This window comes from Pseudomonas caricapapayae (assembly GCF_001400735.1).
Classification (GTDB): domain Bacteria; phylum Pseudomonadota; class Gammaproteobacteria; order Pseudomonadales; family Pseudomonadaceae; genus Aquipseudomonas; species Aquipseudomonas caricapapayae.
The window spans coordinates 1-25591 of the sequence record NZ_LJPW01000041.1; the positions used below are offsets into that span (position 1 = coordinate 1).

General features: G+C 57.7%; 28 protein-coding genes, 1 tRNA gene and 1 pseudogene. 15 read left to right on the forward strand and 15 right to left on the reverse strand.

The genetic code is table 11. From position 1 onward, the window contains the following. Nucleotides 1-2271, forward strand: a 2271-nt coding sequence (locus ALO80_RS05455) for a DEAD/DEAH box helicase (RefSeq protein ID WP_055008226.1), incomplete at its 5' end; no start/stop codon positions are given. Between the two features lie 13 nt (nucleotides 2272-2284). Here ALO80_RS05455 and ALO80_RS05460 read toward each other — a convergent pair. Next, on the reverse strand, nucleotides 2285-2851 hold the full coding sequence (locus ALO80_RS05460) for a cysteine hydrolase family protein (protein ID WP_055008227.1): 567 nt from the start codon (nucleotides 2849-2851) through the stop codon (nucleotides 2285-2287). A gap of 113 nt (nucleotides 2852-2964) precedes the next feature. On the opposite strand from ALO80_RS05460, the gene ALO80_RS05465 reads away from it, so the two are divergent. Both ALO80_RS05465 and ALO80_RS05470 read left to right on the forward strand, forming a co-directional pair. Beyond that, nucleotides 2965-3714 carry a 3-oxoacyl-ACP reductase family protein gene (locus tag ALO80_RS05465; protein ID WP_055008228.1) on the forward strand — a complete coding sequence of 250 codons (750 nt, stop codon included), beginning with the start codon at nucleotides 2965-2967 and terminating at the stop codon, nucleotides 3712-3714. Nucleotides 3715-3892: 178 nt separating this feature from the next. Continuing rightward, a tRNA-Ser gene (locus ALO80_RS05470) sits at nucleotides 3893-3982 on the forward strand. Nucleotides 3983-4302: 320 nt separating this feature from the next. Here the strand turns inward: ALO80_RS05470 and ALO80_RS30485 are convergent. Both ALO80_RS30485 and ALO80_RS05475 read right to left on the reverse strand, forming a co-directional pair. Beyond that, nucleotides 4303-4518 (reverse strand): annotated as a pseudogene (locus tag ALO80_RS30485) (IS3 family transposase); the annotation flags it as partial. Nucleotides 4519-4599: 81 nt separating this feature from the next. Beyond that, nucleotides 4600-4785 carry a hypothetical protein gene (locus ALO80_RS05475; RefSeq protein WP_004664555.1) on the reverse strand — a complete coding sequence of 62 codons (186 nt, stop codon included), beginning with the start codon at nucleotides 4783-4785 and terminating at the stop codon, nucleotides 4600-4602. Nucleotides 4786-5760: 975 nt separating this feature from the next. Here ALO80_RS05475 and rbsK point away from each other — a divergent pair. From rbsK to ALO80_RS05490, 3 genes are read left to right on the forward strand one after another with little or no spacing between them, the layout of a single operon-like run. Beyond that, nucleotides 5761-6687 carry a ribokinase gene (rbsK, locus tag ALO80_RS05480; RefSeq protein WP_055008229.1) on the forward strand — a complete coding sequence of 309 codons (927 nt, stop codon included), beginning with the start codon at nucleotides 5761-5763 and terminating at the stop codon, nucleotides 6685-6687. A gap of 29 nt (nucleotides 6688-6716) precedes the next feature. Then, a complete protein-coding gene (gene fucP / locus ALO80_RS05485) occupies nucleotides 6717-8048 on the forward strand; it encodes an L-fucose:H+ symporter permease (RefSeq protein WP_055008230.1) in 1332 nt (443 codons plus the stop codon). A gap of 10 nt (nucleotides 8049-8058) precedes the next feature. Next, complete coding sequence (locus tag ALO80_RS05490; RefSeq protein ID WP_055008231.1) at nucleotides 8059-9111, forward strand: aldose 1-epimerase family protein; 1053 nt, start codon at nucleotides 8059-8061, stop codon at nucleotides 9109-9111. A 5-nt stretch (nucleotides 9112-9116) separates the two neighbouring features. On the opposite strand, the gene deoR is transcribed toward ALO80_RS05490, so the two are convergent. Continuing rightward, nucleotides 9117-9887 (reverse strand): DNA-binding transcriptional repressor DeoR, encoded by a 771-nt coding sequence (gene deoR, locus ALO80_RS05495; protein WP_055008232.1) that lies wholly within the window; start codon nucleotides 9885-9887, stop codon nucleotides 9117-9119. 102 nt (nucleotides 9888-9989) lie between these two features. Between deoR and deoC the strand changes: the two genes are divergently transcribed. After that, nucleotides 9990-10670, forward strand: coding sequence for a deoxyribose-phosphate aldolase (deoC, locus tag ALO80_RS05500; RefSeq protein ID WP_055008233.1), 681 nt, complete (start codon nucleotides 9990-9992; stop codon nucleotides 10668-10670). A gap of 33 nt (nucleotides 10671-10703) precedes the next feature. Here deoC and ALO80_RS05505 read toward each other — a convergent pair whose 3' ends face one another. Both ALO80_RS05505 and ALO80_RS05510 read right to left on the reverse strand, forming a co-directional pair. Next, nucleotides 10704-10952, reverse strand: coding sequence for a hypothetical protein (locus ALO80_RS05505; RefSeq protein WP_054987749.1), 249 nt, complete (start codon nucleotides 10950-10952; stop codon nucleotides 10704-10706). Between the two features lie 289 nt (nucleotides 10953-11241). Further along, nucleotides 11242-11499 carry a DUF1652 domain-containing protein gene (locus ALO80_RS05510; RefSeq protein ID WP_055008234.1) on the reverse strand — a complete coding sequence of 86 codons (258 nt, stop codon included), beginning with the start codon at nucleotides 11497-11499 and terminating at the stop codon, nucleotides 11242-11244. 216 nt (nucleotides 11500-11715) lie between these two features. On the opposite strand from ALO80_RS05510, the gene ALO80_RS05515 reads away from it, so the two are divergent. The 3 genes from ALO80_RS05515 (at nucleotide 11716) to ALO80_RS05525 (ending at nucleotide 13446) form a co-directional block, all read left to right on the forward strand. Beyond that, nucleotides 11716-12219 carry a cupin domain-containing protein gene (locus ALO80_RS05515; RefSeq protein ID WP_055006203.1) on the forward strand — a complete coding sequence of 168 codons (504 nt, stop codon included), beginning with the start codon at nucleotides 11716-11718 and terminating at the stop codon, nucleotides 12217-12219. A gap of 261 nt (nucleotides 12220-12480) precedes the next feature. Next, nucleotides 12481-13011 carry a hypothetical protein gene (locus ALO80_RS05520; protein WP_055008283.1) on the forward strand — a complete coding sequence of 177 codons (531 nt, stop codon included), beginning with the start codon at nucleotides 12481-12483 and terminating at the stop codon, nucleotides 13009-13011. A 66-nt stretch (nucleotides 13012-13077) separates the two neighbouring features. Next, nucleotides 13078-13446, forward strand: a complete 369-nt coding sequence (locus tag ALO80_RS05525) for a c-type cytochrome (RefSeq protein WP_055008235.1) — start codon at nucleotides 13078-13080, stop codon at nucleotides 13444-13446. Between the two features lie 52 nt (nucleotides 13447-13498). Here the strand turns inward: ALO80_RS05525 and ALO80_RS31560 are convergent, their stop codons facing one another. Then, nucleotides 13499-13666, reverse strand: a complete 168-nt coding sequence (locus ALO80_RS31560; protein WP_061447438.1) for a DUF6021 family protein — start codon at nucleotides 13664-13666, stop codon at nucleotides 13499-13501. Between the two features lie 151 nt (nucleotides 13667-13817). Here ALO80_RS31560 and ALO80_RS05530 point away from each other — a divergent pair, with 151 nt between their 5' ends. Continuing rightward, nucleotides 13818-14237 (forward strand): DUF4124 domain-containing protein, encoded by a 420-nt coding sequence (locus tag ALO80_RS05530; RefSeq protein WP_055008236.1) that lies wholly within the window; start codon nucleotides 13818-13820, stop codon nucleotides 14235-14237. A gap of 1 nt (nucleotide 14238) precedes the next feature. On the opposite strand, the gene ALO80_RS05535 is transcribed toward ALO80_RS05530, so the two are convergent. Beyond that, a complete protein-coding gene (locus tag ALO80_RS05535; protein WP_055008237.1) occupies nucleotides 14239-14568 on the reverse strand; it encodes an EthD family reductase in 330 nt (109 codons plus the stop codon). Nucleotides 14569-14728: 160 nt separating this feature from the next. Between ALO80_RS05535 and ALO80_RS05540 the strand changes: the two genes are divergently transcribed. The 3 genes from ALO80_RS05540 (at nucleotide 14729) to ALO80_RS05550 (ending at nucleotide 16933) form a co-directional block, all read left to right on the forward strand. Then, the gene (locus ALO80_RS05540) at nucleotides 14729-15022 is read left to right on the forward strand and encodes a DUF6388 family protein (RefSeq protein WP_004664517.1); all 294 of its coding nucleotides are present in this window, start codon (nucleotides 14729-14731) and stop codon (nucleotides 15020-15022) included. Between the two features lie 125 nt (nucleotides 15023-15147). Next, entirely contained in the window at nucleotides 15148-15837 is a 690-nt protein-coding gene (locus tag ALO80_RS05545) for a crotonase/enoyl-CoA hydratase family protein (protein WP_054987744.1), read from the forward strand. A 124-nt stretch (nucleotides 15838-15961) separates the two neighbouring features. Further along, the gene (locus ALO80_RS05550) at nucleotides 15962-16933 is read left to right on the forward strand and encodes a magnesium and cobalt transport protein CorA (protein WP_054987743.1); all 972 of its coding nucleotides are present in this window, start codon (nucleotides 15962-15964) and stop codon (nucleotides 16931-16933) included. A 62-nt stretch (nucleotides 16934-16995) separates the two neighbouring features. Here ALO80_RS05550 and ALO80_RS05555 read toward each other — a convergent pair whose 3' ends face one another. Next, the gene (locus ALO80_RS05555) at nucleotides 16996-17724 is read right to left on the reverse strand and encodes an amidotransferase (protein ID WP_055008238.1); all 729 of its coding nucleotides are present in this window, start codon (nucleotides 17722-17724) and stop codon (nucleotides 16996-16998) included. Between the two features lie 617 nt (nucleotides 17725-18341). Between ALO80_RS05555 and ALO80_RS05560 the strand changes: the two genes are divergently transcribed. Then, the gene (locus ALO80_RS05560; protein WP_055008239.1) at nucleotides 18342-18713 is read left to right on the forward strand and encodes a rhodanese-like domain-containing protein; all 372 of its coding nucleotides are present in this window, start codon (nucleotides 18342-18344) and stop codon (nucleotides 18711-18713) included. 59 nt (nucleotides 18714-18772) lie between these two features. On the opposite strand, the gene ALO80_RS05565 is transcribed toward ALO80_RS05560, so the two are convergent. The 6 genes from ALO80_RS05565 to ALO80_RS05590 form a co-directional block, all read right to left on the reverse strand. After that, entirely contained in the window at nucleotides 18773-19603 is an 831-nt protein-coding gene (locus ALO80_RS05565) for a transglutaminase family protein (protein ID WP_055008240.1), read from the reverse strand. Next, nucleotides 19600-20559 (reverse strand): alpha-E domain-containing protein, encoded by a 960-nt coding sequence (locus ALO80_RS05570; RefSeq protein ID WP_003378609.1) that lies wholly within the window; start codon nucleotides 20557-20559, stop codon nucleotides 19600-19602. The genes ALO80_RS05565 and ALO80_RS05570 overlap by 4 nt, the downstream gene beginning before the upstream one ends. Nucleotides 20560-20571: 12 nt before the next feature. Further along, the gene (locus tag ALO80_RS05575) at nucleotides 20572-21981 is read right to left on the reverse strand and encodes a circularly permuted type 2 ATP-grasp protein (protein ID WP_002552858.1); all 1410 of its coding nucleotides are present in this window, start codon (nucleotides 21979-21981) and stop codon (nucleotides 20572-20574) included. Nucleotides 21982-22442: 461 nt separating this feature from the next. Beyond that, nucleotides 22443-22784 (reverse strand): ribonuclease E inhibitor RraB, encoded by a 342-nt coding sequence (locus tag ALO80_RS05580; protein WP_054987737.1) that lies wholly within the window; start codon nucleotides 22782-22784, stop codon nucleotides 22443-22445. Between the two features lie 248 nt (nucleotides 22785-23032). Next, a complete protein-coding gene (locus tag ALO80_RS05585) occupies nucleotides 23033-23269 on the reverse strand; it encodes a hypothetical protein (protein ID WP_054987736.1) in 237 nt (78 codons plus the stop codon). Nucleotides 23270-23462: 193 nt separating this feature from the next. Beyond that, complete coding sequence (locus tag ALO80_RS05590; protein ID WP_055008241.1) at nucleotides 23463-25550, reverse strand: LTA synthase family protein; 2088 nt, start codon at nucleotides 25548-25550, stop codon at nucleotides 23463-23465. Nucleotides 25551-25591: the final 41 nt, after the last annotated feature.

Here is a 25591-nt window from a genome sequence, read left to right on the forward strand (position 1 = left end):
ATTCAGCACCGTGCGGCACTGGCGTTTGCCTATGGCAAGCATTATGCGGTTGGCACCACCAACGTCAGTATTCTGGTCAGTTCGCTGGGCAGCGATCTGGTGAATCAGAAAAGCGACATCATCGAACACACCGAAACCGAAACCCTGCGCATCCGTCGTCAGGGTGAACGAGAGCGGCAGTTGCGCCAGGAACTGGCCGATCTGGGCTTCAAGGTCGCCACCCGGCAGAGCAAGGCCCTGCCCGACAGCGCGGGTGACATGTATGAACTGCCCAACGACAAGGCCTGGCTGCATTTCGTGCTCGATGACCTGCCACGGTTGCGCGAGCAAGGTTGGGAAATCGACATTCAGGACGAGTTCGGCTTCGACGTCACACCCGTAGAGGACTGGTATGCCGTCATCGACGAAGAAACCGAACGCGACTGGTTCGACCTGGAACTGGGCATCATCGTCAACGGCGAACGCCTGAGCCTGCTGCCGATCCTGATCAACCTGATCCGCAGCCATCCCGAACTGATGAGCCCTTCCGCCGTGGCCAAGCGCGGTGACGAAGAACAACTGCTGGTGCAACTCAATCATTTCACCCAGAGCGGCGGCAGTCCGGTACAGATCGCGCTGCCATACGGCAGGCTCAAGCCGGTACTGGCAACGCTGGGCGATTTCTACTGGCGTCAGGATGGCAACAACGCGCTGCGCATGAGCAAGGCCGATGCAGCACGCCTGACCCAGCTCGAAGACCTGCCGCTGACCTGGCAGGGAGGTGATCGCCTGCGTCACTTTGCCGAGCGCCTGATCAATATAAAGGACGCGCCGGTCAGCCTGCCCGATGGCCTCAACGCCACGCTTCGCCCCTATCAGCTTGAAGGCCTGAGCTGGATGCAATCGCTGCGCGAGCTGGAAGTCGGCGGAGTGCTGGCCGACGATATGGGCCTGGGCAAGACGCTGCAGACCCTGGCTCACCTGCTGATGGAAAAACAGGCCGGGCGCCTCGACCGCCCCGCTCTGGCAGTCATGCCGACCAGCCTGATCCCCAACTGGCTGGACGAGTCCGAGCACTTCACTCCGGACCTCAAGGTGCTGGCCCTGTACGGTGCCAACCGTCATCAGGATGCCGGCAATCTGCAGGATTACGACCTGATTCTGACCACCTACGCGCTGTTGCCACGGGACCTTGAGCTGCTCGAAAAACAGCCTTTCCATGTGCTGATTCTCGATGAGGCGCAGTACATTAAAAACCCCAACAGCAAGGCTGCCCAGGCAGCACGCAACCTCAACGCCCGACAGCGACTGTGCCTGAGCGGCACACCGCTGGAAAACCACCTGGGTGAGCTGTGGTCGCTGTTCCACTTCCTGATGCCCGGCTGGCTGGGCAACAGCAAGGAATTCAACAGCAATTACCGCGCGGCCATTGAAAAGCATGGCAATCAGGACCGCCTGCATCACCTGAACGCGCGCATCAAGCCATTCCTGCTGCGCCGCACCAAGGAACAGGTCGCCACCGAACTGCCGCCCAAGACCGAGATCATCCACTGGGTCGACCTCAATGACGCCCAGCGCGACGTGTACGAAACCGTACGCCTGGCGATGGACAAGAAGGTCAGGGACGAAATCACCCGCAAGGGCGTAGCGCGCAGCCAGATCATCATTCTTGAGGCGCTGCTCAAGCTGCGTCAGGTGTGCTGCGACCTGCGGCTGGTCAATCATGATATGCCGTTCAACAGCAAACAAGGCACCTCGGGCAAGCTCAACAGCCTGATGGAAATGTTCGAAGAACTGCTGGCCGAAGGGCGCAAGATCCTGCTGTTCTCGCAGTTCACGTCGATGCTGAGCCTGATCGAAGAAGAGCTCAAGCAAAGGGGTATCGCCTACGCCCTGCTGACCGGCTCGACCCGTGATCGACGGACGCCTATTCACGACTTCCAGAGCGGCAAGCTGCCGATTTTCCTGATCAGCCTCAAGGCCGGCGGTACCGGTCTCAACCTGACCGCTGCCGATACTGTGATTCACTACGACCCGTGGTGGAACCCTGCAGCCGAAAACCAGGCGACTGACCGTGCCTATCGCATTGGCCAGGACAAGCCGGTGTTTGTTTACAAGATGATCGCGCGGGGCACTGTCGAGGAAAAAATCCAGCGCCTGCAACGGGAAAAATCAGCGCTGGCCGCCGGCGTGCTCGATGGCCGGACAACCGGTGACTGGAAACTGCGCGATGAAGACCTGCAGGCTCTTTTCGCCCCGCTTCCCGCAGCGCCAAAGAAAACCCGCAAGTAAGCCCGTCAGGCGCTTATTCGACAGCAACCTGCTGAAGAATCTGCGCTGTGGACAGCACCGTAGCGTACTCGCCATGCAGATTGGCCAGCGACATCGCGTGCACCTCTTCGGCACTGCGCGGCGTGCCGAAGAAGTCCTTTTGATCAAAGGTAAAACAGGCGTCGTGTGCGACCAGCACGTCAAACCCCAGATTGCCGCCACTGCGCGCAGTGGACTCGACGGAGTTGTTGGTGATCACACCAGCAATCACCACCTGCCTGATCCCGTCCGAGCGTAACCACATCTCCAGAAACGACCCGCAAAACGCATCGGGCACCTGCTTGCTCAATTCCCGTTCATCGGTTTGCGGCAAAAACGCGGGCTGGTACTCGACCCCTGACTGCTCTGGCCAGAAAACTGATTCGGGCGACGTCGAGAAATGCCTGACGTGAATCACCGTCCGCCCGGATTGGCGCCACGTGCCAAGCAGTGCGCTGATGTTGGTCTCGGCCAGTGGATTATTACGCCGCCCCAGCTTGGGATGATGGATGCCCTGCTGCAGGTCGATCAGGATCAGCGCGCTGTTGTCTTGGATATCCATGATGAATCAGTCCGAACTTTTGGTTCAGGAAGACTATCGCAATCAGGGTCTATTCTGGTCGCAATCGTCGACAAGCTCAGGCTTGTCCGAGACCTGCCCCCAAGGAGAACATCATGATCGAACACCTTAAACTCGCTGGCAAAGTAGCGCTCGTGCAGGGCGGCTCACGTGGCATAGGCGCAGCCATTGTCCAGCGGCTGGCCAAAGAAGGCGCAGCCGTGGCGTTTACCTACGTCAGCTCCGAGGTCAACGCTCTGGAGATTCAAGACAGCATCGTCGCCAATGGCGGTCGGGCACTGGCCATTCGCGCAGACAGCGCCGATGAGAAAGCCATTCGTCAGGCCGTGCAGACCACCGCCGAAACCCTCGGCAGGCTGGACATTCTGGTCAACAACGCCGGCATTCTGGCGATTGCACCACTCAATGAATTCAGCATGCAGGACTTCGACAAAACCCTGGCGATCAACGTGCGCAGCGTGTTCATCGCCAGCCAGGAGGCCGCCCGGCACATGGAAGAAGGCGGACGCATCATCAACATCGGCAGCACCAACGCCGACCGCATGCCTTTTGCGGGCGGTGCCACCTACGCCATGAGCAAATCGGCGCTGATCGGCCTGACCAAAGGCATGGCTCGCGACCTGGGCCCGCAAGGCATCACCGTCAACAACGTCCAGCCCGGCCCGGTGGATACCGACATGAACCCCGAGCACGGTGAATTCGCCGAAACCCTGAAGGCACTGATGGCGCTTCCGCGCTACGGCAAAAGCGAAGAAATCGCCAGCTTTGTTGCCTACCTTGCGGGACCGGAAGCGGGCTACATCACCGGTGCCAGCCTGACCATAGACGGCGGCTTCAGCGCCTGAGGCCGCTACCCTACGCGGCTCTTTGCCCAAGGGCCGCATCCCTCGCCAGGCCCTTTTACTGGCGAATTAGCGTTTATTTGCTTAAGCGCATGAAAAATCTGAAAAAAAGTTTTGCGTTAAGAAAAGGTTTCGACTACATTAGCGCGCCTCGACAGACACAACGTTGTCGTCGAGATACGGTGAGGTGTCCGAGTGGCTTAAGGAGCACGCCTGGAAAGTGTGTATACAAGAAATTGTATCGAGGGTTCGAATCCCTCCTTCACCGCCATATTTGAAACACACAAAACCCCTGAATTCGTTGAAGAATTCAGGGGTTTTGTGGTTTCCGGGGTCTGAAAAAATGGCCGTGGGACGCTGTATGGGACAGATCTGGGACAAAACAGAAATTAAGGGTGGCAATGCCAAGGACGTCGGCTACGCTCTCCAGCTGGTGGCATTTAGCCTCACAAGGAGAGTTTGATGGGTGCTTTTTAATCGGTTACGACTTGATATCCCCAGGAAAGGACTACTCGGCAATTATTTCTAATATTAAGAGATCCACAACGACAGCCACTTCCCTTGAGCCCAGATGTAGGTGATGTCGCCCTACCAGACCCGATTCGGCGCCGGCACATCAAACTCTCGATTCAAGATGTTCGGAATGTAAGGCCGCTCAACCGTCGCTCGTTTGTAGGCATGTGATCAAGGTTGTTTGCTGACCAGCTCCAGCTCCAGTTCCCGCACCAGGCCTCGCACCTTGAACCGCCCAATTTGCTCGCCGTCTTTCAGCATCATCGACACGATGCTGCGGCGTGAAGATGCGGTCGTGTGACCGCATCTTCACAGGCATGTACAGGCTTGAAGCAAATGTTATTTTTACCGCATATCGCGTGTGTCGTAAAAAACTCAACCTTCGCCGCCACCGCCGCACGAAATCAGTTCAATAAGTCCCATTTGATACCATTTATTCTGGCAACTCCACCCGTGTTCAAATGTAAACGCACTTGCAGTGCCGCTGAATGCAACGCCCAATGCGAGCGCCAAGGCGATTCCAATATTTCGCGAGCGCACTTTCTTCATGTTGTCTTTCATAAATGCTCCATAGTTTTAGCAGGTAATGCGAGCCTGTAAAGGCTGCATGAACGTCACAATACCCTACCGACTTTAACGCTTTATTGTCGGCACCCAAGGTACACTGCCACGGCCCTAAACCGTGACCAGGCAAACATCGCCCCTAAGTCAGCTGCATGATTTTTGATTTAGAGATGCGCTTCTCTATGGCACATTTGAGTACTGAAACCCAATACAATCAATAGCACAAATGGGCTAATAGCCTCATGCCACAAGGTCAGGCAGCACACGCGTCCCCGGTGTCAGGATATTTGTCGCCTATCCGGTATTTCCTAGGGCTTGTCTGAAAAGTACTAGATTGCCGTTAGAAATCGCGTCCACAAGCTTTTCTTCGGCCAGAGGAACCGGCCGAATAATGATCGGTTCGCCGGCAGGATGTTTCTCCGCGCTGTATTTGCGCGAATAGCAGTGATATGAAAACGTGACGTGCACCGCCAAAGTTTCCTGGCCAGCTTACTGACGACTTCGAAGAAAAACGACATTTTCAAAAGAGTCGACCAAAAGCTGTCGGTCAGATGTGTCCAAGAAATTGTTGATGACTTAAAAAGCGGTCAGGTGCAACCGACTAAAACGTCCAAGATTGCACTAATTTAGACACCCTTTTCCTTCCGAGGCCTATATCGGGCAGGCTCGAATCGCTGCTTCACCGTCATATCTGAAACACACAAAACCCCTGAATTCGTTGAAGAACTTCAGGGGTTTAGTGGTTTCTGGGCTTGAAAAAATGGTCGTGGGATCGATTGTTTAGCAGCAGGCCTCACACGCGGCACACCCCCTTTCTCCGATCCGGAACGGCCACCAAAACGCCGTGCAGGCGTTTTGATAGCGCACGCTCACATCAAAAATAAAGATTGAATCCTCACAAAAAATGTTATTTAAATAACACAAATAAAAGCCGCCGAAGCTTCCGTCGGCGCGAGTGAGGTCAAAATAACAATGGGCAAGATTGCAGTCATCGGCAGCAACATGGTCGACCTGATCACTTATATCGAACGCATGCCTTCCCAGGGCGAAACCCTCGAAGCACCGCGTTTTGCCATGGGCTGCGGCGGCACGGGTGCCAATCAGGCCGCTGCAGCGGCGCTGCTGGGTGCCGACGTACTCATGCTCAGCAAGGTCGGCGACGATGCTTTTGCCGATACCACCCTGGCCAATTTTCAACGGCTGGGCATTGATACGCGCTTCGTCGAACGGGTGCCGGGCGTATCGAGCGGCGTGGCGCCGATCTTCGTTCAGGAGAACTCCCACAACAGCATCCTCATCGTCAAAGGCGCCAATGCCCACCTGAGCCCGGCCGATATCGACCGCGCCGAGGCGCAGCTGCGCGATTGCGCTTTGATTGTGCTGCAACTGGAAGTCGAGCTGGCGACCGTTTACCACGCCATCACCTTCGCTCACCGGCATGCCATCCCGGTGCTGCTCAACCCCGCCCCGGCCCTGGCCGGCCTGAGCCGCGAGCATCTGGCGCAGCTGGATTTTCTGATCCCCAACGAGAGTGAACTGGCACTGATCAGCGGCCAGCCGGTGACGAACGCCGAGGAAGCAACTCAGGCTGCGCGCCAATTGGTCACGCTGGGCGTACGCCACGTCATCGTCACCCTGGGCGAACAAGGGGCGCTGTACGTCGGTGCCGAAGGCGAGTGGCAGGTGCCAGGGGTCAAGGTTCAGGCTCGTGACACCACCGGTGCCGGTGACGCCTTCATTGGCTGCTTCGCCCAGCACTGGAGCCAGGACCGCAATATTCGCCAGGCCATGCATCAGGCGGTGGCCTACTCCGCCTGCTCGGTCACCGGCCTCGGCACGCAATCTTCTTACCCCGATGCGCCGACGTTTGCGCAATTCCTCGGTGCATCGGCCAGCTGACACTCACCAGCATCTCGCGGAGAACAATAATGAATAAGCCTGCGCTGCAACAAACTCCGGACGGGTTCTACCTGAACCGCACGCCGTGGTTCGCCTTCCTCCTGCTCTGCAGCATCTTCGCCCTTTGGGCGGCGGCGGCGAGCATGAACGACGTGCTGATCGCGCACTTCAAGAAAGCCTTCATGCTCAGTGACTTCCAGACCGCTTTCGTCCAGTCGGCGTTCTATCTGGGCTACTTTTTCGTCGCCATTCCGGCGGCACTGGTGGTGCGCCGCTTCAGTTACAAGACCACCATCCTCATCGGCCTGATGCTGTACCTGTTCGGCTGTGCCCTGTTTTTTCCAGCGGCGTCGACCGCCAAGTACGGCATGTTCCTGATGGCACTGTTCGTCATCGCCGCAGGCCTGTCGTTTCTCGAGACCGCGTGCAACACCTATTCGACACTGATGGGACCGCGGGAAACCGGCACCCGACGCCTGAACATCTCGCAGACCTTCCACCCATTCGGTGCCATGACCGGGGTGTACGTCGGCAGCTTCGTGATGTTCAAGGACACCGACGCCACGCGCGAACAGTTGGCCCAGATGAGCGCCAGCGAGGCAGCGGTGCAGCAATTGCAAATGATTCAGTCGACCCTGCTGCCGTACAAATGGATGATCGCGGTACTCATATTGATGTTCATTCTGATCGCCATCACCCGCTTCCCCGCGTGCAAGGGCAACAGCACGGTCAGCGAACCGCGGACGAGCATCGGTCAGAGCCTCGGCCGCCTGCGGCGCAATCCGCGCTTCTGCTTCGGTGTACTGGCGCAGTTCCTCTACGTGGGCGCGCAGGTCGGGGTGTGGAGCTTCACTATTCGTCTGGCCATGCAAATGGGCGGCATGAACGAGCGCAGTGCCTCGTGGTTCTTGCTGACCACCTTTGCCGCCTATTTTATCGGCAAGATGATCGCCAACCTGCTGATGCGCAAAATGCACCCGGCCAAAGTCCTCGCCGTGTATGGCGTGCTGTGCATCGTGCTGCTGGCCTACACCATTCTGGTTCCGAACATCAGCGCGGTGTATGCCGCGGTGGGGGTCAGTGTGTTTCTCGGGCCTTGCTGGCCGACCATCTATGGTCTGACCATTGATGGGCTTGGCGAGGACACCGGTGTCGGCGGCTCATTGCTGGTGATGAGCATCGTCGGCGGTGGCGTAATACCGATCTTCCAGGGCCTGCTCAGCGATGCCAATGGCGGCAACATGCAGATTGCCTATAGCGTGCCACTGCTGTGCTTCGTGGTCATCGTGATGTACGCAGTGCACTGCATGCGCCAGCCGCAACCGGTGCTGGGTGGCTCGGCCACGGCGGTGGCGCAATGAGTAGCGAGCGTTGCGCCTGCCGCTCTATCCACAGTTCTGGGACCAGGCCAGCCGGCTGCTGCTCGAATCAGCGAATTTCAGCGTGCGTGCCTGGACCTACCCCAGCGGGGTCAAGGCGCTGTCACTGGAAAATAGCCGCGGCAAGCTGGTGGTCCTGCCCTGGCAGGGGCAAATGATCTGGTCGGCCGAATTCGACGGTGTTGATTTGACCATGCTCAATATGTTCACCCAGCCGCGGCCCAGTGCAAGCGTGATTGGCACCTACGGCTGTTTCATGTTTCACAGCGGCCTGCTGCGCAACGGTTGCCCGGGGCCAGAGGATGATCATGCGCTGCACGGCGAAATGCCCTGCGCGCCGATGGACGATGCCTGGCTGCAAGCAGGCGAAGACGAGCACGGCGCTTATTTGCGCCTCGGCGGCACTTGTGAATACGTGCAGGGCTTCGGCGACCATTACCGGGCCAGCCCGAGCGTGACCCTGCGCGCGGCCAGCGGGCTGTTCGAGATCGGCATGCAGGTGGTCAATCTGGCCGGCAAGGCCATGGACCTGATGTACATGGCGCACATGAACTACGCCTACGTCGACGACGCCCTCCTCACCCAGCCGTTGGGCTGCGAGCGCACACGGGTGCGCGCCAGTGTGCCGGCCCATGTGCGGCCGACGCCGGCCTGGAGCGCCTATATCGCCGAACTCAGCCAGGACCCTGCCCGCCTCAAGGTGCTTGACTCGCCCGCGCTGTATGACCCGGAGGTCGTCTGTTTCTTCGACGACGTGCGCAGCGACCCTCAGGGCCAGGCACACTTCTTCCTTGATCATCCAGGCGGCGCGGCGTTCTACACCCGCTACAGCCCCCGGCAATTTGAACATGCCGCGCGCTGGATCCTGCATAACACCGATCAGCAGGTGGCGGCCTTCGTATTGCCAGCCACCTGCGAACCGGAGGGCTACCGCGCCGAACTCGCCAAAGGCAACGTGCGCCGCCTCGCGCCCGGTGCCAGCGCCGAGTTCAGCCTGACCACCGGTTACCTGAATGCAGCCGAACGCCGGGCACTGCAATCGTGATGCCGCTAAAGCACAAGCTGCGCACCGCGCGCCTCGATGGCCTCGCGGTAGCTACGAGGGATTTTCTTGTCGCTGACCACGCAATGGAAATCGCTCAAGGCACCGAAATGCGCAGTGCGTACGGCGTCGAATTTGGAGTGATCGGCCAGCAGCAGGCTTTGCCGGGCCTGGCGCATGACCTTCTGCTTGACCTCCACCTCGTGGAAATTGAAGCAGGTAACGCCGCAGTCCAGGCTGACCCCGGCCGCCGAGACAAAGGCCCAGGTCAGGCGCACGCCATCGAGGATGCTGGTTTCGGCGTGACTTTCGAACACCTGGTTCTTGCGGTGGAATATGCCGCCGCACAGGACGATGCTGCAGTTAGGTTTCTGCTGCAGCTTGAGCAGCACGTTGAGCGAGTTGCACACCGCGGTGAACTCCAGTTCGTCGGGTATGAAGTCGACCACGAAGGGGATCGTCGTGCCACAGTCAAAAAAAACCGTGTCGCCGGGACTGATGAAAGCGGCGGCCAGCTTGCCGATGCGGCGCTTCTCCTCGACATGTCGGGCGTCCTGTTCGCTGACCCGGTAATCCCCCGGTTCAGGATCATCATGGGCACGGGTGATGTAGCCGCCCAGCAGCCGTAATTGCTCGGGGTGCCGGCTGAGGTCGCGACGCAAGGTCATTTCGGACACCTCGAGCAGCGCCGCCATCTCCCGCAGATGGATAGCTTTCTGATCTTGCAGGGCCTGTTGAATTTGTTTGATGCGGTCGGTTTTCTTGACGTCCACGGGCATCCCGGCAATCCGTTGGTGGTGTCAACAGAGTAACACCAAGCGTTAATTTTATAACTTGCAGGTATCCACCCAAGTCTTTTTACTGATGACAGGAATCCCTTGATGAATTCACTTGAACCCGCTGCGCTGGCCCAGGCCATCGATCACACTTTGTTGGCGGCGGATGCCAGCCGAGAGCAGATTGCCACACTTTGCGTCGAAGCCCGACAACATGGCTTCTACTCGGTGTGCGTGAACTCCAGCCAGGTGCCTTTTGCCGCTCGACAACTGGCCGGGGCTGCCGTGAAGGTCTGTGCGGTGGTGGGCTTTCCGCTGGGTGCCGGGCTGAGTGCCAGCAAGGCGTCTGAAGCAGCCTTGACGATCGCTGCCGGAGCTCAGGAAATCGACATGGTGCTGAACATCGGCTGGCTCAAGGACGGCCTGTTCGATGAGGTCCGCGATGATATCGCCGCAGTGCTGCAGGCCTGTGGCAAGGTGCCGCTCAAGGTGATCCTGGAAACCTGCCTGCTTGATGAGGCGCAGAAGGTGCGTGCCTGCGAAATCTGCCGCGAGCTGGGGGTGGCATTCGTCAAGACCTCTACAGGCTTCAGCCGCAGTGGCGCGACGCTCGAGGATGTGGCACTGATGCGCCGTGTGGTAGGCCCTGACATTGGCGTCAAAGCGTCTGGCGGGGTGCGTGACGTAGCCACGGCCAGAGCGATGATCGAAGCCGGCGCAACACGCCTGGGTACCAGTTCCGGGATTGCGATCGTGACAGGCGCGGGTACGGGGGCCGGCTATTGAGTCTGCGGGCTTTGACATCAAAGCCCGCTGCACTTAGCTCAGATCGATCACACCGGTCATGGCCGTGAAATGGCTTTGCTTGTGCTGAAGCTTGTCGAGAATCTGCGCAGGGGTCGACTCGCGGAAGACCACCATGTGCCCGACGTCCTTGCCGCCCTCGGTCACGCGTTCGATATCGTTGATCATCCAAGTGGTCAGCTCTTCGGCAGTAATGCCCAGTTCGGCCGCCACTCGCTGGTGAAGGCGCTCGGTGTCGTATTGATTGAATTGATCGCTGTTCATGGGGCTGGCTCCTTCAAGGGGTGTTAAGTTCAGTCCCTGTGAGGGCTCAACAGTTCAATCGCGTTCGAGCGGGCAGCAGACGACCTGTCACTCCGGCTTTGCACCAGGCTCCCGACACACCGGGTATTTGCATATTTTTCTTGCGCCGGAAGACTTCAGAGATGCTGTAAACCGAGAAAGCAATCAGCCCGAAGGCCATCACCACCGAGCTCAGATCCAACGCGAAGTCTGGAAACGGGGGCTTTCCGAACGGGCTCAGGTATTCCCCATCAAGACGTGAGCCCGGCCCCTACGCCAACCGTCTCATGGACAAATTCATCTGTCCCATCAAGTCTCTTTGCTCTCTGAGAGAGAGCACCAGCCGTGCGATGGATCGGCTGCTCTCTACCTCAGACAAGGACAGCCCCGTGACATAGAGCTGGATATCACCTGATTCAGGGTGGACAAGCTTAACCGAGAAGGTTTCATTCGACGCTACAACGCACTCGCACCTGGAAGGCAGAAAAGCTGTTTCAAGAACTCGCTGAATATCGGGCTTTGAAAACATGGTGCGTGCGTCCTCTGGAGGGGGCCAAATTATGATGTGAAGTGTAGACGAGTTTTGGGCGAACAGGTTTCCGACCGCGCAAGGGATGCACACGGCGCAGGGGCTTTTTGTGACGAATGCCCAGAACCGTTTTTGCCTGATCAAGGAACTGCCTGCAACACCTCACGCTCTCTGGTCTAAAGTACCCTCTCCTGAACTCCCCGAGCCTCGACCGATATGAATGACCGCGCACGTGAACTGGCGTCTCGTCTGATTCGCAATTTCAACGAGGCTCCCCTAGAACATGAAGTTCGTGAACCTCTCTACGAAAGCTCGGCAGCACGCCTTGGCACCGGCACGGCCGCGCAAAAGCTGGGGGCATCGATTGATGTCGTAGCGCCGGGCAAGCGCTCCTGCCCTTACCATTTCCATCATGTCCAGGAAGAGATGTTCGTGATCATCGAGGGCGAAGGCAGTTTGCGTGTTGCGGGCGAAATGCTGCCCATCAGGACGGGCGACATTTTATTCATTCCGGCCGGGGCCGAATACCCTCATCAGATTATCAACACCTCTCAGGCACCACTGAAATACTTGTCGATCAGCACACGAGAAACACCCGAAGTGTGTGAATACCCGGACTCTGGGAAGTATCAGGCGATGGTGTCGGCTAACGGAACGCGAGTGTTCACCGCCAATCAGCGGACCACGGAAAACCTCGATTACTGGGACGGCGAGCCGTGATTTGAATTGTTTGTAAATTGTATCCGGCAGTTCACGCTTTTTTCACGTTCGCGGGTTTATTGTTAACTCAATTCCCAGCAAGACCTTAAGCCCGCTACCCCCCATCGCGGGCTTTTCTTTGTCTGCGATTTGAGTGCGCCTCACCCTGCATTCACCAAGAGATATCAGGAACACGACGGCTTCAGCAGCGTCGGGCAGATAGGGAACATCATGCAGAATATGGTTTCCAAGCCCTACTTCCCGGAAGAAAAACCGCCCACCATGAAAGACACTCTCAAAAAACTGGCCCTTACTGTTGCGTGCCTGACGGCGGCTCCAGCCTTCGCTGCTTGCCAGATGACTCCCGTCTCCTATGACATGCCCTCACAGCGCCTGGATGAAGCGCTGCAGCAACTGGCTCATCAATCAGGCTGCCCGGTAAAGGTCGATCTGGGCGCGGACAGCAGCAGAAAGGTCAAGAAGTTCAAGGGCACATTTACCCCGGATCAGGCGCTTTGGCTGGTATTGAAAAAAACCGGGCTGGAAGGCTATGTCGAAAATGACGGGCTCACGGTTGACCGTCGAGGTCAGGATTTTGTAAACCAGCGGGCAACGGAAATACGCACGGCTATCGATGAGGCGGGTACGCGGATGGAGGCCAGAAAGAAGAAACGCTTCCTTCACCAACTGGACACCATCGAGTCCGGAGCGAAGAAATTGGTGCTTGAACAGGGCTTTGTCAGCGCAGCCGAGATGGCGAGTTACAGGCGTGACTTCGACGAACTGTCGAGCCAGATACCGGCCAGCAAGTGAACCTCCGATAATTGCGCTAACATTCGTCGCTTTTTACCAGACGGCCGCACGCGCTGTGGGATATCGATGAGAAAAACTGCCTTATTCGTAGCGGCACTGGCGCTGCACCCGCTGGCTTATGGCGCAGGTGATGCAGAGGCCGGAAAAGCAGTCTTTACCCGCCTCTGCTCCGGCTGTCACAAGATCGGCCCTTCTGCACGCAACGCATTTGGCCCGCCCCTCAACGGCATCATTGGTCGTCAGGCGGGGCAGCAGGAAGGCTATGTATACACCGACGCGATGAAGAACTCGGGTCTGGTCTGGACGCGTGAAGAGTTGCGCACCTATATCAAGGACCCGAGCGAAGTTGTACCCGGCACCCGCATGAAACTGTGGTGGATGGGCAACGATGAGCGAATGGAAGACTTGCTTGAATACCTGGACTCAAACAAGTAATACAGGCCGATAGGTAAACCGCCCTCGGTGTATACCGAGGGCGATCAGTCAGTTACTTATCCGGCGTGTAAGGCGGGTAATCATCCTTGCTGCCCTTGTCACTGGCAGGCGTCTTGGCGGGCTCGGTCGGATCGATTTGCGGATCCTGGGTTTTCGGTGACTCTTCGTCAAAACCCGGATCATTCTTGTCTTCGTTGCTGCCTGGCTGGATGCCGGTCATGTGCGCCTCCATTGGGTAAATTCAGAACCTGATATTCAGAAAGCGGATCAACACAGCCGTGCGATATGTCTGACGAACGGGGCCTGGCGGCAAGAGGACATGGCGGCATTCACAGGCAAATGGTAGCCTTGCGCCATGCAAGGAGAGAACCATGAAAAGGCTTTCAACCACACTGGCAGTGGCAGCGTTACTGAGCGCAGGTACGGCGCACGGCGAGATATTCAAATGCACATCAGCGCAGGGACAGGTGAGCTATGCGTCGATCCCCTGTGACAACGCTGCGCAGAGCGCACTGCAGCGCCAGGGACCGCCGAACATGCGCCGCGAGGATGAACCGCTCGATTATGTTCACCAGACCAATCTCAAGGCCACTGAATACCTGAAAATCAGCGGCCGCACCCACGTGACGGTATACGAGACGGAACGCTACAAAGCGTATCAGCGAAACCGCCCGCCACCGCCGAACATCCCCTCGCAGTGCCAAAGCCCGCAGTACGACAGTCAGTGTTTCGATCCGTCGGGTGGAATGTCCTCGAAAAAACGGGCAGCCTTTGGGGATAGTGCTCGATAACTTACAGAGCAGTTTTCACATCGGCACGTACTTCACTGATCTGAATTTCAGGGATCAGGTCGGTGTAGTTGATGATGTCGGCGTTGATCTGCTTTGAATGCGGTCCCATGCCGGCTTCAAAGTCTTCAATGGAATCGCAATAGATGTGGCACATGCCGATATACACGGGGTCGGAGCCTGGCGTTGCCCCGCCTATGCCTCGGTCCACGCTGTAACCCTTGCAGAACTTGCCCATCAGCTTCTGCACCAGCGGCATGTGTCTGTCACGATAGTAATCGTGGTCGAAACGGGCACCTTCTTCATACGCATACAGCACGCTGACTTTGATCATCTCGATAGGCTCCTGAGTGAGGGTCATTAAATTCGTCTGGACACTCTAGCGATTATTGTCGCCAGGTGCTGACATCAATGACCTGCTCCCTCACAATCACGCCGTCCTGCCTCGCCACCCTTAAAACGGCCGGGCCATAGAAACGTTCGAGGAACCCCGCATGAATACACTTGAGTGGAACGAGGCCGCGCTGGCGAAGTACCTCGCGACCCATCCGACCCTGAAAGATGAAATCAGCGCATTGAGCCCGAAGGAGCAAAAGCAGCAATTGCAGTGGGCGTTTGAGGACGAGGCCGAGAGCCAGGGCATCGAGACCTGGGAACTGGCGCTGGAACTGATTGCCGAATCGCCAGAACAGTTGCAGAGCATGCGCCTGGAAGCGCACCGCCAGGTAGCCGAAGCGCTGGGGATGGACTGGGAAGAATATTGCGGGTTCAACGATATCCAGCCATGAATGGAGCCGCCATCAACGGCGAATCGGCCATTGACAGTCACACTGCTCAGTGACTCATCAGTCAGCGCTTTACCTGTTCCTTATGGATGAGTAACGTCTGCTCACTTCAATAAAGGAATCACGTCATGAGTGATCTGGTCTCGTATCATCTGGACGACGGTGTCGCCACGCTGACGCTGAACAACGGCAAGGTCAATGCCATCTCCCCGGACGTCATCGTTGCGTTCAACGCGGCGCTGGATCAGGCAGAGCAGGATCGGGCAATCGTTATCGTCACGGGGCAGCCCGGTATTCTTTCGGGCGGCTATGACCTCAAGGTGATGACGTCGAGCGCCGAAGCAGCCATCAATCTGGTTGCCCAGGGTTCGACACTGGCGCGACGCATGCTTGCGCACCCCTTTCCGATCATCGTTGCCTGCCCTGGCCATGCGGTTGCCAAGGGAGCCTTTCTGCTGTTGTCCGCCGATTACCGTATCGGCGTTGCGGGGCCTTTCAGCATCGGGCTGAACGAAGTGCAGATCGGTATGACTATGCACCACGCCGGTATCGAATTGGCACGCGACCGGTTGCGCAAATCAGCGTTCAATCGCTCGGTGATCAACGCCGAGATGTTCGACCCTGAGGGTGCGATGGCTGCCGGCTTCCTGGACAAGGTGGTCAGCGTCGAGGAACTGCAGAGCGCCGCCCTCGCGGTCGCCGGCCAGCTGAAGAAAATCAACATGAGTGCACACAAGAAGACCAAGCTCAAAGTCAGAAAAGCCCTGCTCGATACGCTGGATGCAGCCATCGAACAGGATCGGCAGCACATGCTGTGACACCCGATCAAAGCCCGCACGTGCGGGCTTTTGTTTACTCGCGAACTCATACGCATTTGATCAATCTGATCAGCTACCGCGCATGTTTTTTGCGCCACTGACATATTGAAGAAGCGATAGCGCCATGGGTCGAGTTGTTGCAGCAGCGGTGTACAGCAAAGGCAAGAAAGTCCGCGATATTACCCTTGATGAAGGTGCCGCCTGGGCCGCAAAACCCGATCACTTTGTCTGGATCGGGCTGGAGCAGCCCAGCGATGAGGAACTCACCAGCCTCAAAGAGCAGTTCAACCTGCACGAACTGGCTCTTGAAGACGCCATGGAAGTTCACAGCCGTCCGAAGCTGGAGACCTTCGGCGATGCGCTGTTCATCGTGACCTACGCGCCGGTACGCGACAATGGCAAGCTGCTGTTCATCGAAACCCACATCTTCGCCGGCAAGGGCTACATCATCACCTCACGCAACGGCCACTCCAAGTCCTACGGGCTGGTGCGACAGCGCTGTGAAGCACGGCCATTGCTGCTGGAACACGGCGAAGACTTCGTGCTTTACGCCCTTCTGGACTTCGTGACCGAGAACTATCAACCGGTCACCGAAGCCATCCACGCCGAACTCGAATTGCTGGAACAAAGTGTCATCGGTGGTTCACTGCGCGAGTCGGATATTCAGCACATTCATGCACTGCGTCGCGATCTCCTGCGGATGCGCCGTTACGTGGCCCCTATGGTGGAAGTGGGTGAGGAACTGCAGAGACTCAGCTTCCCCTTCATCGACAAGAACATGCGGCCCTACTTCCGCGATGTCGAAATTCACGTCAAACGGCAGATGGAAGACCTCGGCAATCTATGTGACATCGCCAGCCAGACGATCGAAATCGGCTTGCTGCTGGAGTCTTCGCGACAAAGCATCGTGCAGCGCAAGTTCGCCGGATGGGCAGCGATTCTGGCGTTCCCGACGGCCATTGCCGGCATCTATGGCATGAATTTCGAGAACATGCCCGAACTAAAGTGGCATTACGGTTACTTCATCGTACTGGGCGTAATCGTGGGCGGCTGTGCGGCGCTGTTCGCCAGCTTCAAGCGCTCTGGCTGGCTGTAGCAGAGCAGCCCCCCCGCCCCCCTGCAAACCGCCGGGCGCATGACCACACGTCATGCGTTCGCTCACACCGACTGCGCGTGCGGCTTATGCGCCACAAAGCGCATCATCCACTCAGCAACCGTTGCTCCATGATGATCGTGGTCGAGGCTGGCAACCCCCTGTTGGTAGATGTGCTCGCCCAGTGCGTCCTGGCGAAGATCAAGCAAGGTGCGGGAAAACTCATGAATGAACTCGGGATGCCCCTGGAAACATAGCACCTGATCATTGATATGGTAGGCGGCAAACGGACAGAACTCGCTGGAAGCAAGGACCGTTGCGTTCTCGGGCAGCGCGGTAACCTGATCCTGGTGGCTGATCAGCAGCGTGAGTTTGTCCATCGTTGGCGTCATCCACGGCCTGGCAGGTGCCAGCTGGTAGTGATGGATACCGACTCCCCAGCCCTGTACGGCACGCTCGGTCTTGCCACCCAGCAGCAAGGCCAGCAACTGGTGGCCAAAGCAGATACCCAGCAGTTTTTCGCCGCGCTGATAAAGCTCCAGCAGATAAACCTTCAACGTCTGAATCCATGGATCTGTGCCAAATGAATCGGCTTTGCTGCCAGTCACCAGGTAGGCGTCGAACCGCTCGTCTGCAGGTGGATAGTCCCCTTGCACCACGTTATACACCGTCAACTCTGCAGCGATTGGCTGGCGCGCGAAGAGCAATTCGAACATCCGTCCGTAACCATGGTATTGCTCAACCAGTTCCGGTCGAAGGTTGTCGGTTTCCAGAATACAGATGCGTAAAGACATAAAAGAGACCCTGAAACAGTGATGAGGCAAAAGCGTATCGGCAGAGCCTGCCTTGAAGGCCGCAGCAAATCAAGCAACAGCCTGCCCTGCCCCGGACGTTTAATTCGCGTAGGAAAATTCTGCCCCTGACGAACGGTGCAAAGCCGATGCTCACCCACGAGGCGTCTAGAAAAGGCTTGTGCATTCAGCCATGCAGTTGGTAATAGCGTTAACGTCTAAATAGGCAACTTTAGATTCCCAACCGTTCTAAATTACAGGGCACCCCGGCTCTATGGTTAGATCTGTAACAGGAAGCGCGCAAAATCCTTTCAGCGCTCGGGCCGACGGTCGGATGATCGGGCCCACCTGTTCAGTGCGTACCCTTGTCGGCAAGTCGATCATCTGCGTCACAGAGTCACAGAATCGATTTGCTTTGTCGCTCAGGAATAACAACAAAAGGCGGTCAGCCATGTTCAAGTTCAAGCAGTCCAAAGTACGTCAGGCGGGATTGATACTCTTCACCACTGCACTGTTATTGATTGTGCCTAACCTGAACCGGCTGTTCGGCTGATCACAGACGCTTTCGGTCCACGTATAACTGTGCCACTCTTTCCATTCGTACTGAGGGAGATGAGCCTATGCGCCAATGGATTGCTGTTTTTGCACTCGCCGGCAGCTTCGCTGCGCACGCGGGCATGGTGGATCAGGCTGCGGCCGTGGCAGCACTGAAAGAAGGCAAACTGGCGATGGATGTGCGCAGTCAGACCGACTACGACGCAGGTACGGTGTTGAATGCAGTGCGCGTCGATGACAGACGGCTGGTCAACCAGATGAAACAGGTACTCAACGACCGTAACGCGGTGTTCGTCATTTTCAGCAGCACTGACAGCAAGGCCGACAAAGCCCAGGACAAGCTTCGGGCTGCCGGCTACTACAGCGTCATTAATGGCGGTAACTACGAAGAGCTGCATAACGCGCTCTACGACATCACCGACGACCCTGCAGAATAGACAACGGCCGGTGCTTTGGCTCCGGCCGTTTTGGTGATGCGCAGAACAGTATTTACGAACTACTGATGCTGTGTCTGGACCTGCACACGGGTTTTCACTTTTGGCGTACCGGTCATGGGCGAAACCACAACTTTGGCGTGCATCTGTTCAGATCCGCCACCGCGGCGCATACCACGTACCGGACAGGCGTCCAGATAGTCCAGCCCCACCGCCAGTTTCAAATGCCGTTCGGGAATGGCCAACTGATTGGTGACATCAAAACTGTACCAGGCGTCGTCTATCCAGGCCTCGGCCCACGCGTGGCTGGACAAATGCTCGCTGTCTTCGCTGCACAGATAGCCAGACACATAACGTGCAGGCACGCCAAGGCTGCGGGCGCAGGCCAGAAAGGCATGGGTGTGATCCTGACAGACGCCCGAGCGCCCGGCGAAAGCCTGAGCAGCGCTGGTGTCCACTTCAGTCGAACCCTGCGTGTAGGTCATGTGCTGGTTGAGCGCCTGCATCAGATCGATCAGTGCACTACGGTCCGCACGCTTGTGGCATTCCCGCGCCGCGAAAGTGCGAATCGCTTCGTCGGGCTCGGTCAGCCGGGTAACGCGCAAAAACGGCAACGCTGACTGACTCTCATGCTCGGCCTCGCGGGTTTCGTCGATTTCCACCTGCCCACGCGCGCCGATAATGATCGCCTCGTGCGGCTCTTCCAGGCTCAGGACGTGGAGGATATTGCCAAAGGGATCGATCTGCGCGCGTACTGGCCGCGGCAACGTCAGTTGCCAACTGAGCACATGCTGGCGCTCACTGTCGTGGGGTGTCAGGCGCAGATATTGAATACTCGAACGCACCTGATCATCGTAGTGATAGGTGGTCTCATGGCTTATGGAAAGTCTCATGCAGCCTCCAGATACGAAGTGTGGATGGCATCACCCAGTTGGGCCAGCATCGGGATGAATTCGTTCAACCACTCGTGCAGGCCCTCATCCAGAATCTCGTCGATACTGGTATAGCGCAGTCGTGCATCCATCTCGGCGGCCATGCGTTGTGCCGGTCGACCATTGACGCCGGGCAGACTCGCCAGGATGACGTCCATCTCTTCCAGGCACGCCCGCAGTGAACGCGGAATGTCGGCACGCAGTAGCAACAGTTCGGCAACCTGACGCGCGCCGGGCGCATCCCGATAGACCTCGGTGTAAGCCTCGAACGAGGACAGTGCGCGCAACAAGGCGCTCCACTGGTAATAGCCAGCGGCCGAATTGTCCGCCGCGGCATTGGCCTGCGGCCCTCGCAATTCAAGCATTTCATAGCGGGCATCGAGCATGCGCATGGTGTTGTCGGCGCGCTCGATGAACGTTCCCAGACGGATGAAACGGAATGCATCGTTACGCATGATGGTGCCGTAGGTTGCACCGCGGAACAGGTGAGAGCGCTCCTTGACCCACTCGCAGAAGCGACTCATGCCATAACGGGTCAGGCCCTGCTGGGCGATGCCGCGAATTTCCAGCCAGGTGGAGTTGATGTTCTCCCACATGTCGGCGGTGATACGACCGCGCACCGCGTGCGCACTGGCCCTCGCGGCCCCCAGGCAGCTGTAGATGCTGGCCGGATTGGTCGCATCCAGCGCAAAGAAGTGCAGCATGCGCTCGGCATGCAGCTCACCATGACGCTCGATGTAGGTTTCCAGCGTTCCGGTAATCAGTAACGGCATGGCTATTTCATCCAGCCCATCGCCCCGCCCGTCCTGCGGCATCAACGACAGCGAATAGCTCACGTCCAGCATACGGGCGAGGTTCTCCGCTCGCTCCAGGTAACGCGACATCCAGAAAAGATCAGAGGCAGTTCTACTTAACATTGGCAGGCATCCTTAATCCTCGACCACCCAGGTGTCTTTGGTTCCGCCACCCTGTGACGAATTGACCACCAGCGAGCCTTCACGCAAGGCCACTCGGGTAAGCCCGCCAGGTACAACACGGGTTTCGCGACCGGACAGGACAAAGGGGCGCAGATCGATGTGTCGCGGGGCTATGCCATTCTCGACAAAGGTCGGACAGGTCGACAGGCACAAGGTGGGCTGGGCGATGTACGCGTGTGGCTTGGCCTTGAGACGCGCCCGGAAGGCTTCGATCTCGGCGGCGGTCGCCGCAGGGCCGACCAGCATGCCGTAGCCCCCGGAGCCCTGGGTTTCCTTGACGACCAGATCGCCCAGGTTGGCCAGCACATGTGACAGTTCTTCCGGCTTGCGGCACTGCCAAGTGGGTACGTTCTTGAGAATCGGCTCTTCGTCCAGGTAGAAGCGAATCATGTCGGTGACATACGGGTAAACCGATTTGTCATCGGCAACGCCGGTACCGATCGCATTGGCCAGAACCACATTTCCGGAACGGTAGGCTGCCAGCAGGCCGGGAACGCCCAGCATTGAATCAGGGTTGAACGCCAGCGGATCGAGAAATGCATCGTCAAGCCGGCGGTAGATCACATCGACAGCCTTGGGGCCGTCCGTGGTTCGCATGAATACACGGTCATCGCGGACAAAAAGATCCGCGCCTTCCACCAGCTCGACGCCCATCTCGCGAGCCAGAAACGCATGCTCGAAAAAGGCGCTGTTAAAACGTCCGGGCGTCAGTACCACGACACTCGGGTTATCCAGATGACTTGAGCTCTTGAGCGTGTCGAGCAGCAGGTTCGGGTAATGATCGATGGGGGCGATGCGCTGGGCAGAGAACAGCTCCGGAAACAGACGCATCATCATCTTGCGGTCTTCGAGCATGTAGCTCACGCCGCTCGGGGTACGCAGGTTGTCTTCCAGCACGTAATACGTGCCGTCACCGTCACGCACCAGATCAACACCGGAAATATGCGAATACAGATCACGGTGCAGGTTCAAGCCCTGCATCGCCAACTGATACTGCTCGTTGGCCAGCACCTGCTCGGCAGGAATTATCCCGGCCTTGATAATCCGCTGGTCATGATAAAGGTCCGCGAGAAACATGTTCAGCGCCTTGACACGCTGAATGCAGCCACGCTCGACAACGCGCCACTCGCTGGCCGGTATGCTGCGCGGGATGGTGTCGAAAGGAATAAGCCGCTCGGTCCCCTGCTCATCGCCATAGAGCGTGAACGTGATCCCGGCGCGATGAAACAGCAGATCGGCTTCGCGCCTGCGTTGAGCCAAAAGCTCGGGAGGCGTATCGCCCAGCCAGCGGGCAAACTCCCGATAGTGCGGGCGGACTACACCACCAGCATCGTACATCTCGTCATAAAAGGTGCGGATCATGCCGTACTCCTTGTCACCATGGACACCAAGACCATCGCAAAGCCCGTGCCACCGGCATAAACGCTTTATTATCAAATGGTTAGATAACTATCCAGCGCTCTGCGCACCATTCCTGTGCACTAAACGCCCAAGCCAATTCTTTCGCGCCTCATTCGGAAGCGTCATTCAACCGTGAAATCTATGATCAGCATAGTCAGAGTTGATTTCCGCCAACGATATTAGTTCGCCATACTCGCCAGCAACCGAGCAAACAGGGCACCAAACGGTACTTTTGCCTCACGCGTTATTTTTCGGATCCGCCGGTCTGCCTGTGCGGATTTTAAACAGACTTCCCTTTGCGCCACTCATTTGAGTGGCTTTTTTTTGACCACTGTTTATGAACGAAAGCCGAAAACACAACCGGCTGATCCAGAACCTGTCCCGAATCAGCCGGTCGCGTATTGTCTGACAATAAACAAGTATCAAGCGTGCAGTCGTCTGATCTCCTGAGTGACACCCCAGCCTTCCACTTCACCGTCCATAGGTGAAATCACCGCCTGAAAGTCCTGTTCGAAGTCACCGATACCGTCATAGGTGGCGTACATCACTTTGCTCAATTGCAGGTGCCAGTTACCGTCGTCACGTATGTTGACCTGGGTGTTGAGGGATTCACCGCGAAATTGCTCTGCGGCCTGCCGTGCCCGCTCCTCGTCCGGGAAGATGGCGTAGAACTCGATAGGGTAGATTCGCGCGAAATCAAAACCGCCTTCTTTCATGCGGCGCAGTACGTTACTGCTGATGTCCTCTTGATAGGCTGTGCTCATGAAACGTCCTCCTATGCAACGATAGATAGAGTTTCAACTCTTCCAGAGCGACCGCCGAATCGTCGGGGGCCGCCACACGACAGGTAATCCGGCGTGGGGAATCAAGCATGTAGCTGACCGGACCAGGCTTGGCACAGGTCGGATATCGAGATGTCAGAGGCCGCTTCAACGGCCTCATCTGCAGAGTAGACCCTTCACAGGGCAGATGCCAAGTGGTTGCCACGAAAAGCTTTTTGAATCACTTCAGGTCAGGCGACTTCTGTAATGGAAATGATCTGCACACTGTTATGGTCCTTGAGCGTCTTCACAGTCGGCTCTTCGGTACGCCCATCAAGATCATTGAGATTCAGCTCATCGGTGACCGGGTACAGGTCCTTGCGCAGAAAACGCGCGGCGTCCTCCGGGGTCGGGCACTCGTCAAAGCCAGCCTCAACACGCTGCTGCACACCATCCTTGTCCAGGTACAAAATGGCCCACTGTTTCATCAATGCCTCCAGAACGAAGCCAGGCACTCTGGCTTATGTGATCTGGACCTTTTGGCCCGCGCATTCGTTCCAACGAATTAAGCCGGGCAGCCTGCCATCGCGGGCAAAACAAAAGGCCCTCGCAATGGATGCCGAGGGCCTTATGTCTGTGGGCTGATCCCGCTCGCCGGTTACCCCGACGAGTCGGTTTTCATCAGTTGCGGTTCTTGCTGGCTTCTACACCTGCCGTGTTGTCCAGAAGGCTCTTGGTAGCCGTCTGCAGGAAGCTTTCCAGCTTGCGCTTGAGCTCCTGCGCGTCAGGTGCATCAGGCACTTCCTCGGCATGTGGCTTGGCACCAAGGGTATAGGTCAACAACTTGGCAGGCATTTCCGTCGGTTCGATCAGAATGCGGTTGCCGCTGATGATCGCGACCACCTGCTCGCTGCCCGACGGTTTGATCACGCCAAACCCCTTGTCGCCCTCTGGCAGATTGAGCAGATCGCGGCCCCAGCACTGGTTGCGGTTCAGGCCACCCAGACGCCCCATGATGGTCGGCACTACGTCGACCTGCGTACCCACGATGCTGCTGCGCTGACCGAACTTCTCCTGCACACCAGGACCGATCAGCAGCAGAGGCACGTTGAAACGGCCCAGGTCCATTTCGGTCAGTTGCTTGTCGTTACCAAAACCATGGTCGCCCAGTACCACGAACAGCGTGTTCTTGAAGTATGGCTCTTTTTTGGCCTTCTCGAAGAACTGGCCCAGCGCCCAGTCGGCATAACGCATGGCGGTCAGATGCTCGTCCAGCGAACCGTGGCCGGTCACGCGCTCGACCGGCAGCGGATCCGGCAAGGCATACGGCGTGTGGTTGGACAGGGTCTGCAGCAGCGCATAGAACGGCTTGCCGTCTTGACGGGCCTTGAGCTCCTGCGCACCCCGATCGAACATGTCCTGGTCGGAAACACCCCAGGTCGGATCGGAGAACACCGGATTGACGAAGTCCTCGCGACCGACAAAGTTGGTCATGCCCTGGTTGCTGAAGAAACCGGACTGGTTGTCCCAGGCAAAGTTGCCGTTATAGACGTAGACGTCATCGTAGTTACGCCCCGTGCTCAGCAATTGCGGGAGGCCTGACAGCTTGTGACTGCCTTCCGGCGTCTGCATCAGGTACTCGAAGCCCGGCAGGTTCGGGAAGCACGCCATGGTGGCGAACATACCCTGGTGGGTGTGAGTGCCGTTGGAGAAGAAGTGATCGAACAACAAGCCTTCCTTGGACAACTTGTCGAAGTACGGCGTGATGTTGGCATCGCTGCCCAGAGCCCCTACCGAGTGACCGGCAAAGCTTTCCATCAGGATCACGACCACGTTGCGGATCGGCAAGGTGTTCTCTGCCGGCGGCGTGAAGTCGCGACGCACAGCGGCAATATCCGGCTCGACCAGCTTGTCGTGCGGGGTCAGCAGCATGTCGCGCACGGTCTGCTGGGCCTCGTTCTGTGGCAGCGTGGCTTTCCAGATGTTGTCGCGATCTTCGGACATCCGGCTCTTGGCTGCAGTGATCAACGTCAGTGTACCGTTGAGACCCAGCTGATTGGCGAAGTTGGAGTCAGTGGTGTAAGCGTCACCCCAGCGCAGCGGCGGGCCCTGGCGCAGGGTGCCACGGATGCAGACCACCATGACCAGCAACACCAGAACGAATACGCCGACGCGCATGTACCACGGCGCAACGGAACGAGTGCCCGCCGGGCTGGCGTTTGCAGCAAGGCGTGGACGGGTTGCACGATCAATGCCCTTGAACACCAGACTCAGCAGCCAGGTCACCACTGCCCAGGCCAGCAGATAGCGCACCACCGGAAAGCCGTACCAGAGCATGCTCAGAACGGTCTTTGGGTCTTCCTTGACATACTGAAACACCAGCCCGTTCAGGCGCTGGTGGAACTCCCGATAGAAGTCCATTTCCATCAAGCCGAAAAACAGCGTGATGCTGCCGACCAGGGTCAGCCAGAAACGGAAGAACCCGCGTGCCGCCATGGCCCGGGCGCTGAACAGCGACAGCACCAGCGGAATGAGCAGGTACATGGTCAGGCGCAGGTCGAAACGTGTGCCGTTGAACAGCGCTTCAAGGAACGTCGAGGCTGGCGTGTCGCCAATCATCTCGCGGTTGTAGACCAGCAGACCGATACGCAACAGTGTGTACATCACCATCAGAGCGAAGCCGCTGAGCAGGATGTAAGCCAGATGCGATTTGACAGTCGGGTTTTGCAGGCGGGCTTGCCGATGAATCTGGGCGTCCGTTTTGGCCATGGTTGTCAGGATCCGGTGGATTCAGGAGTAGGTTCAGGGTG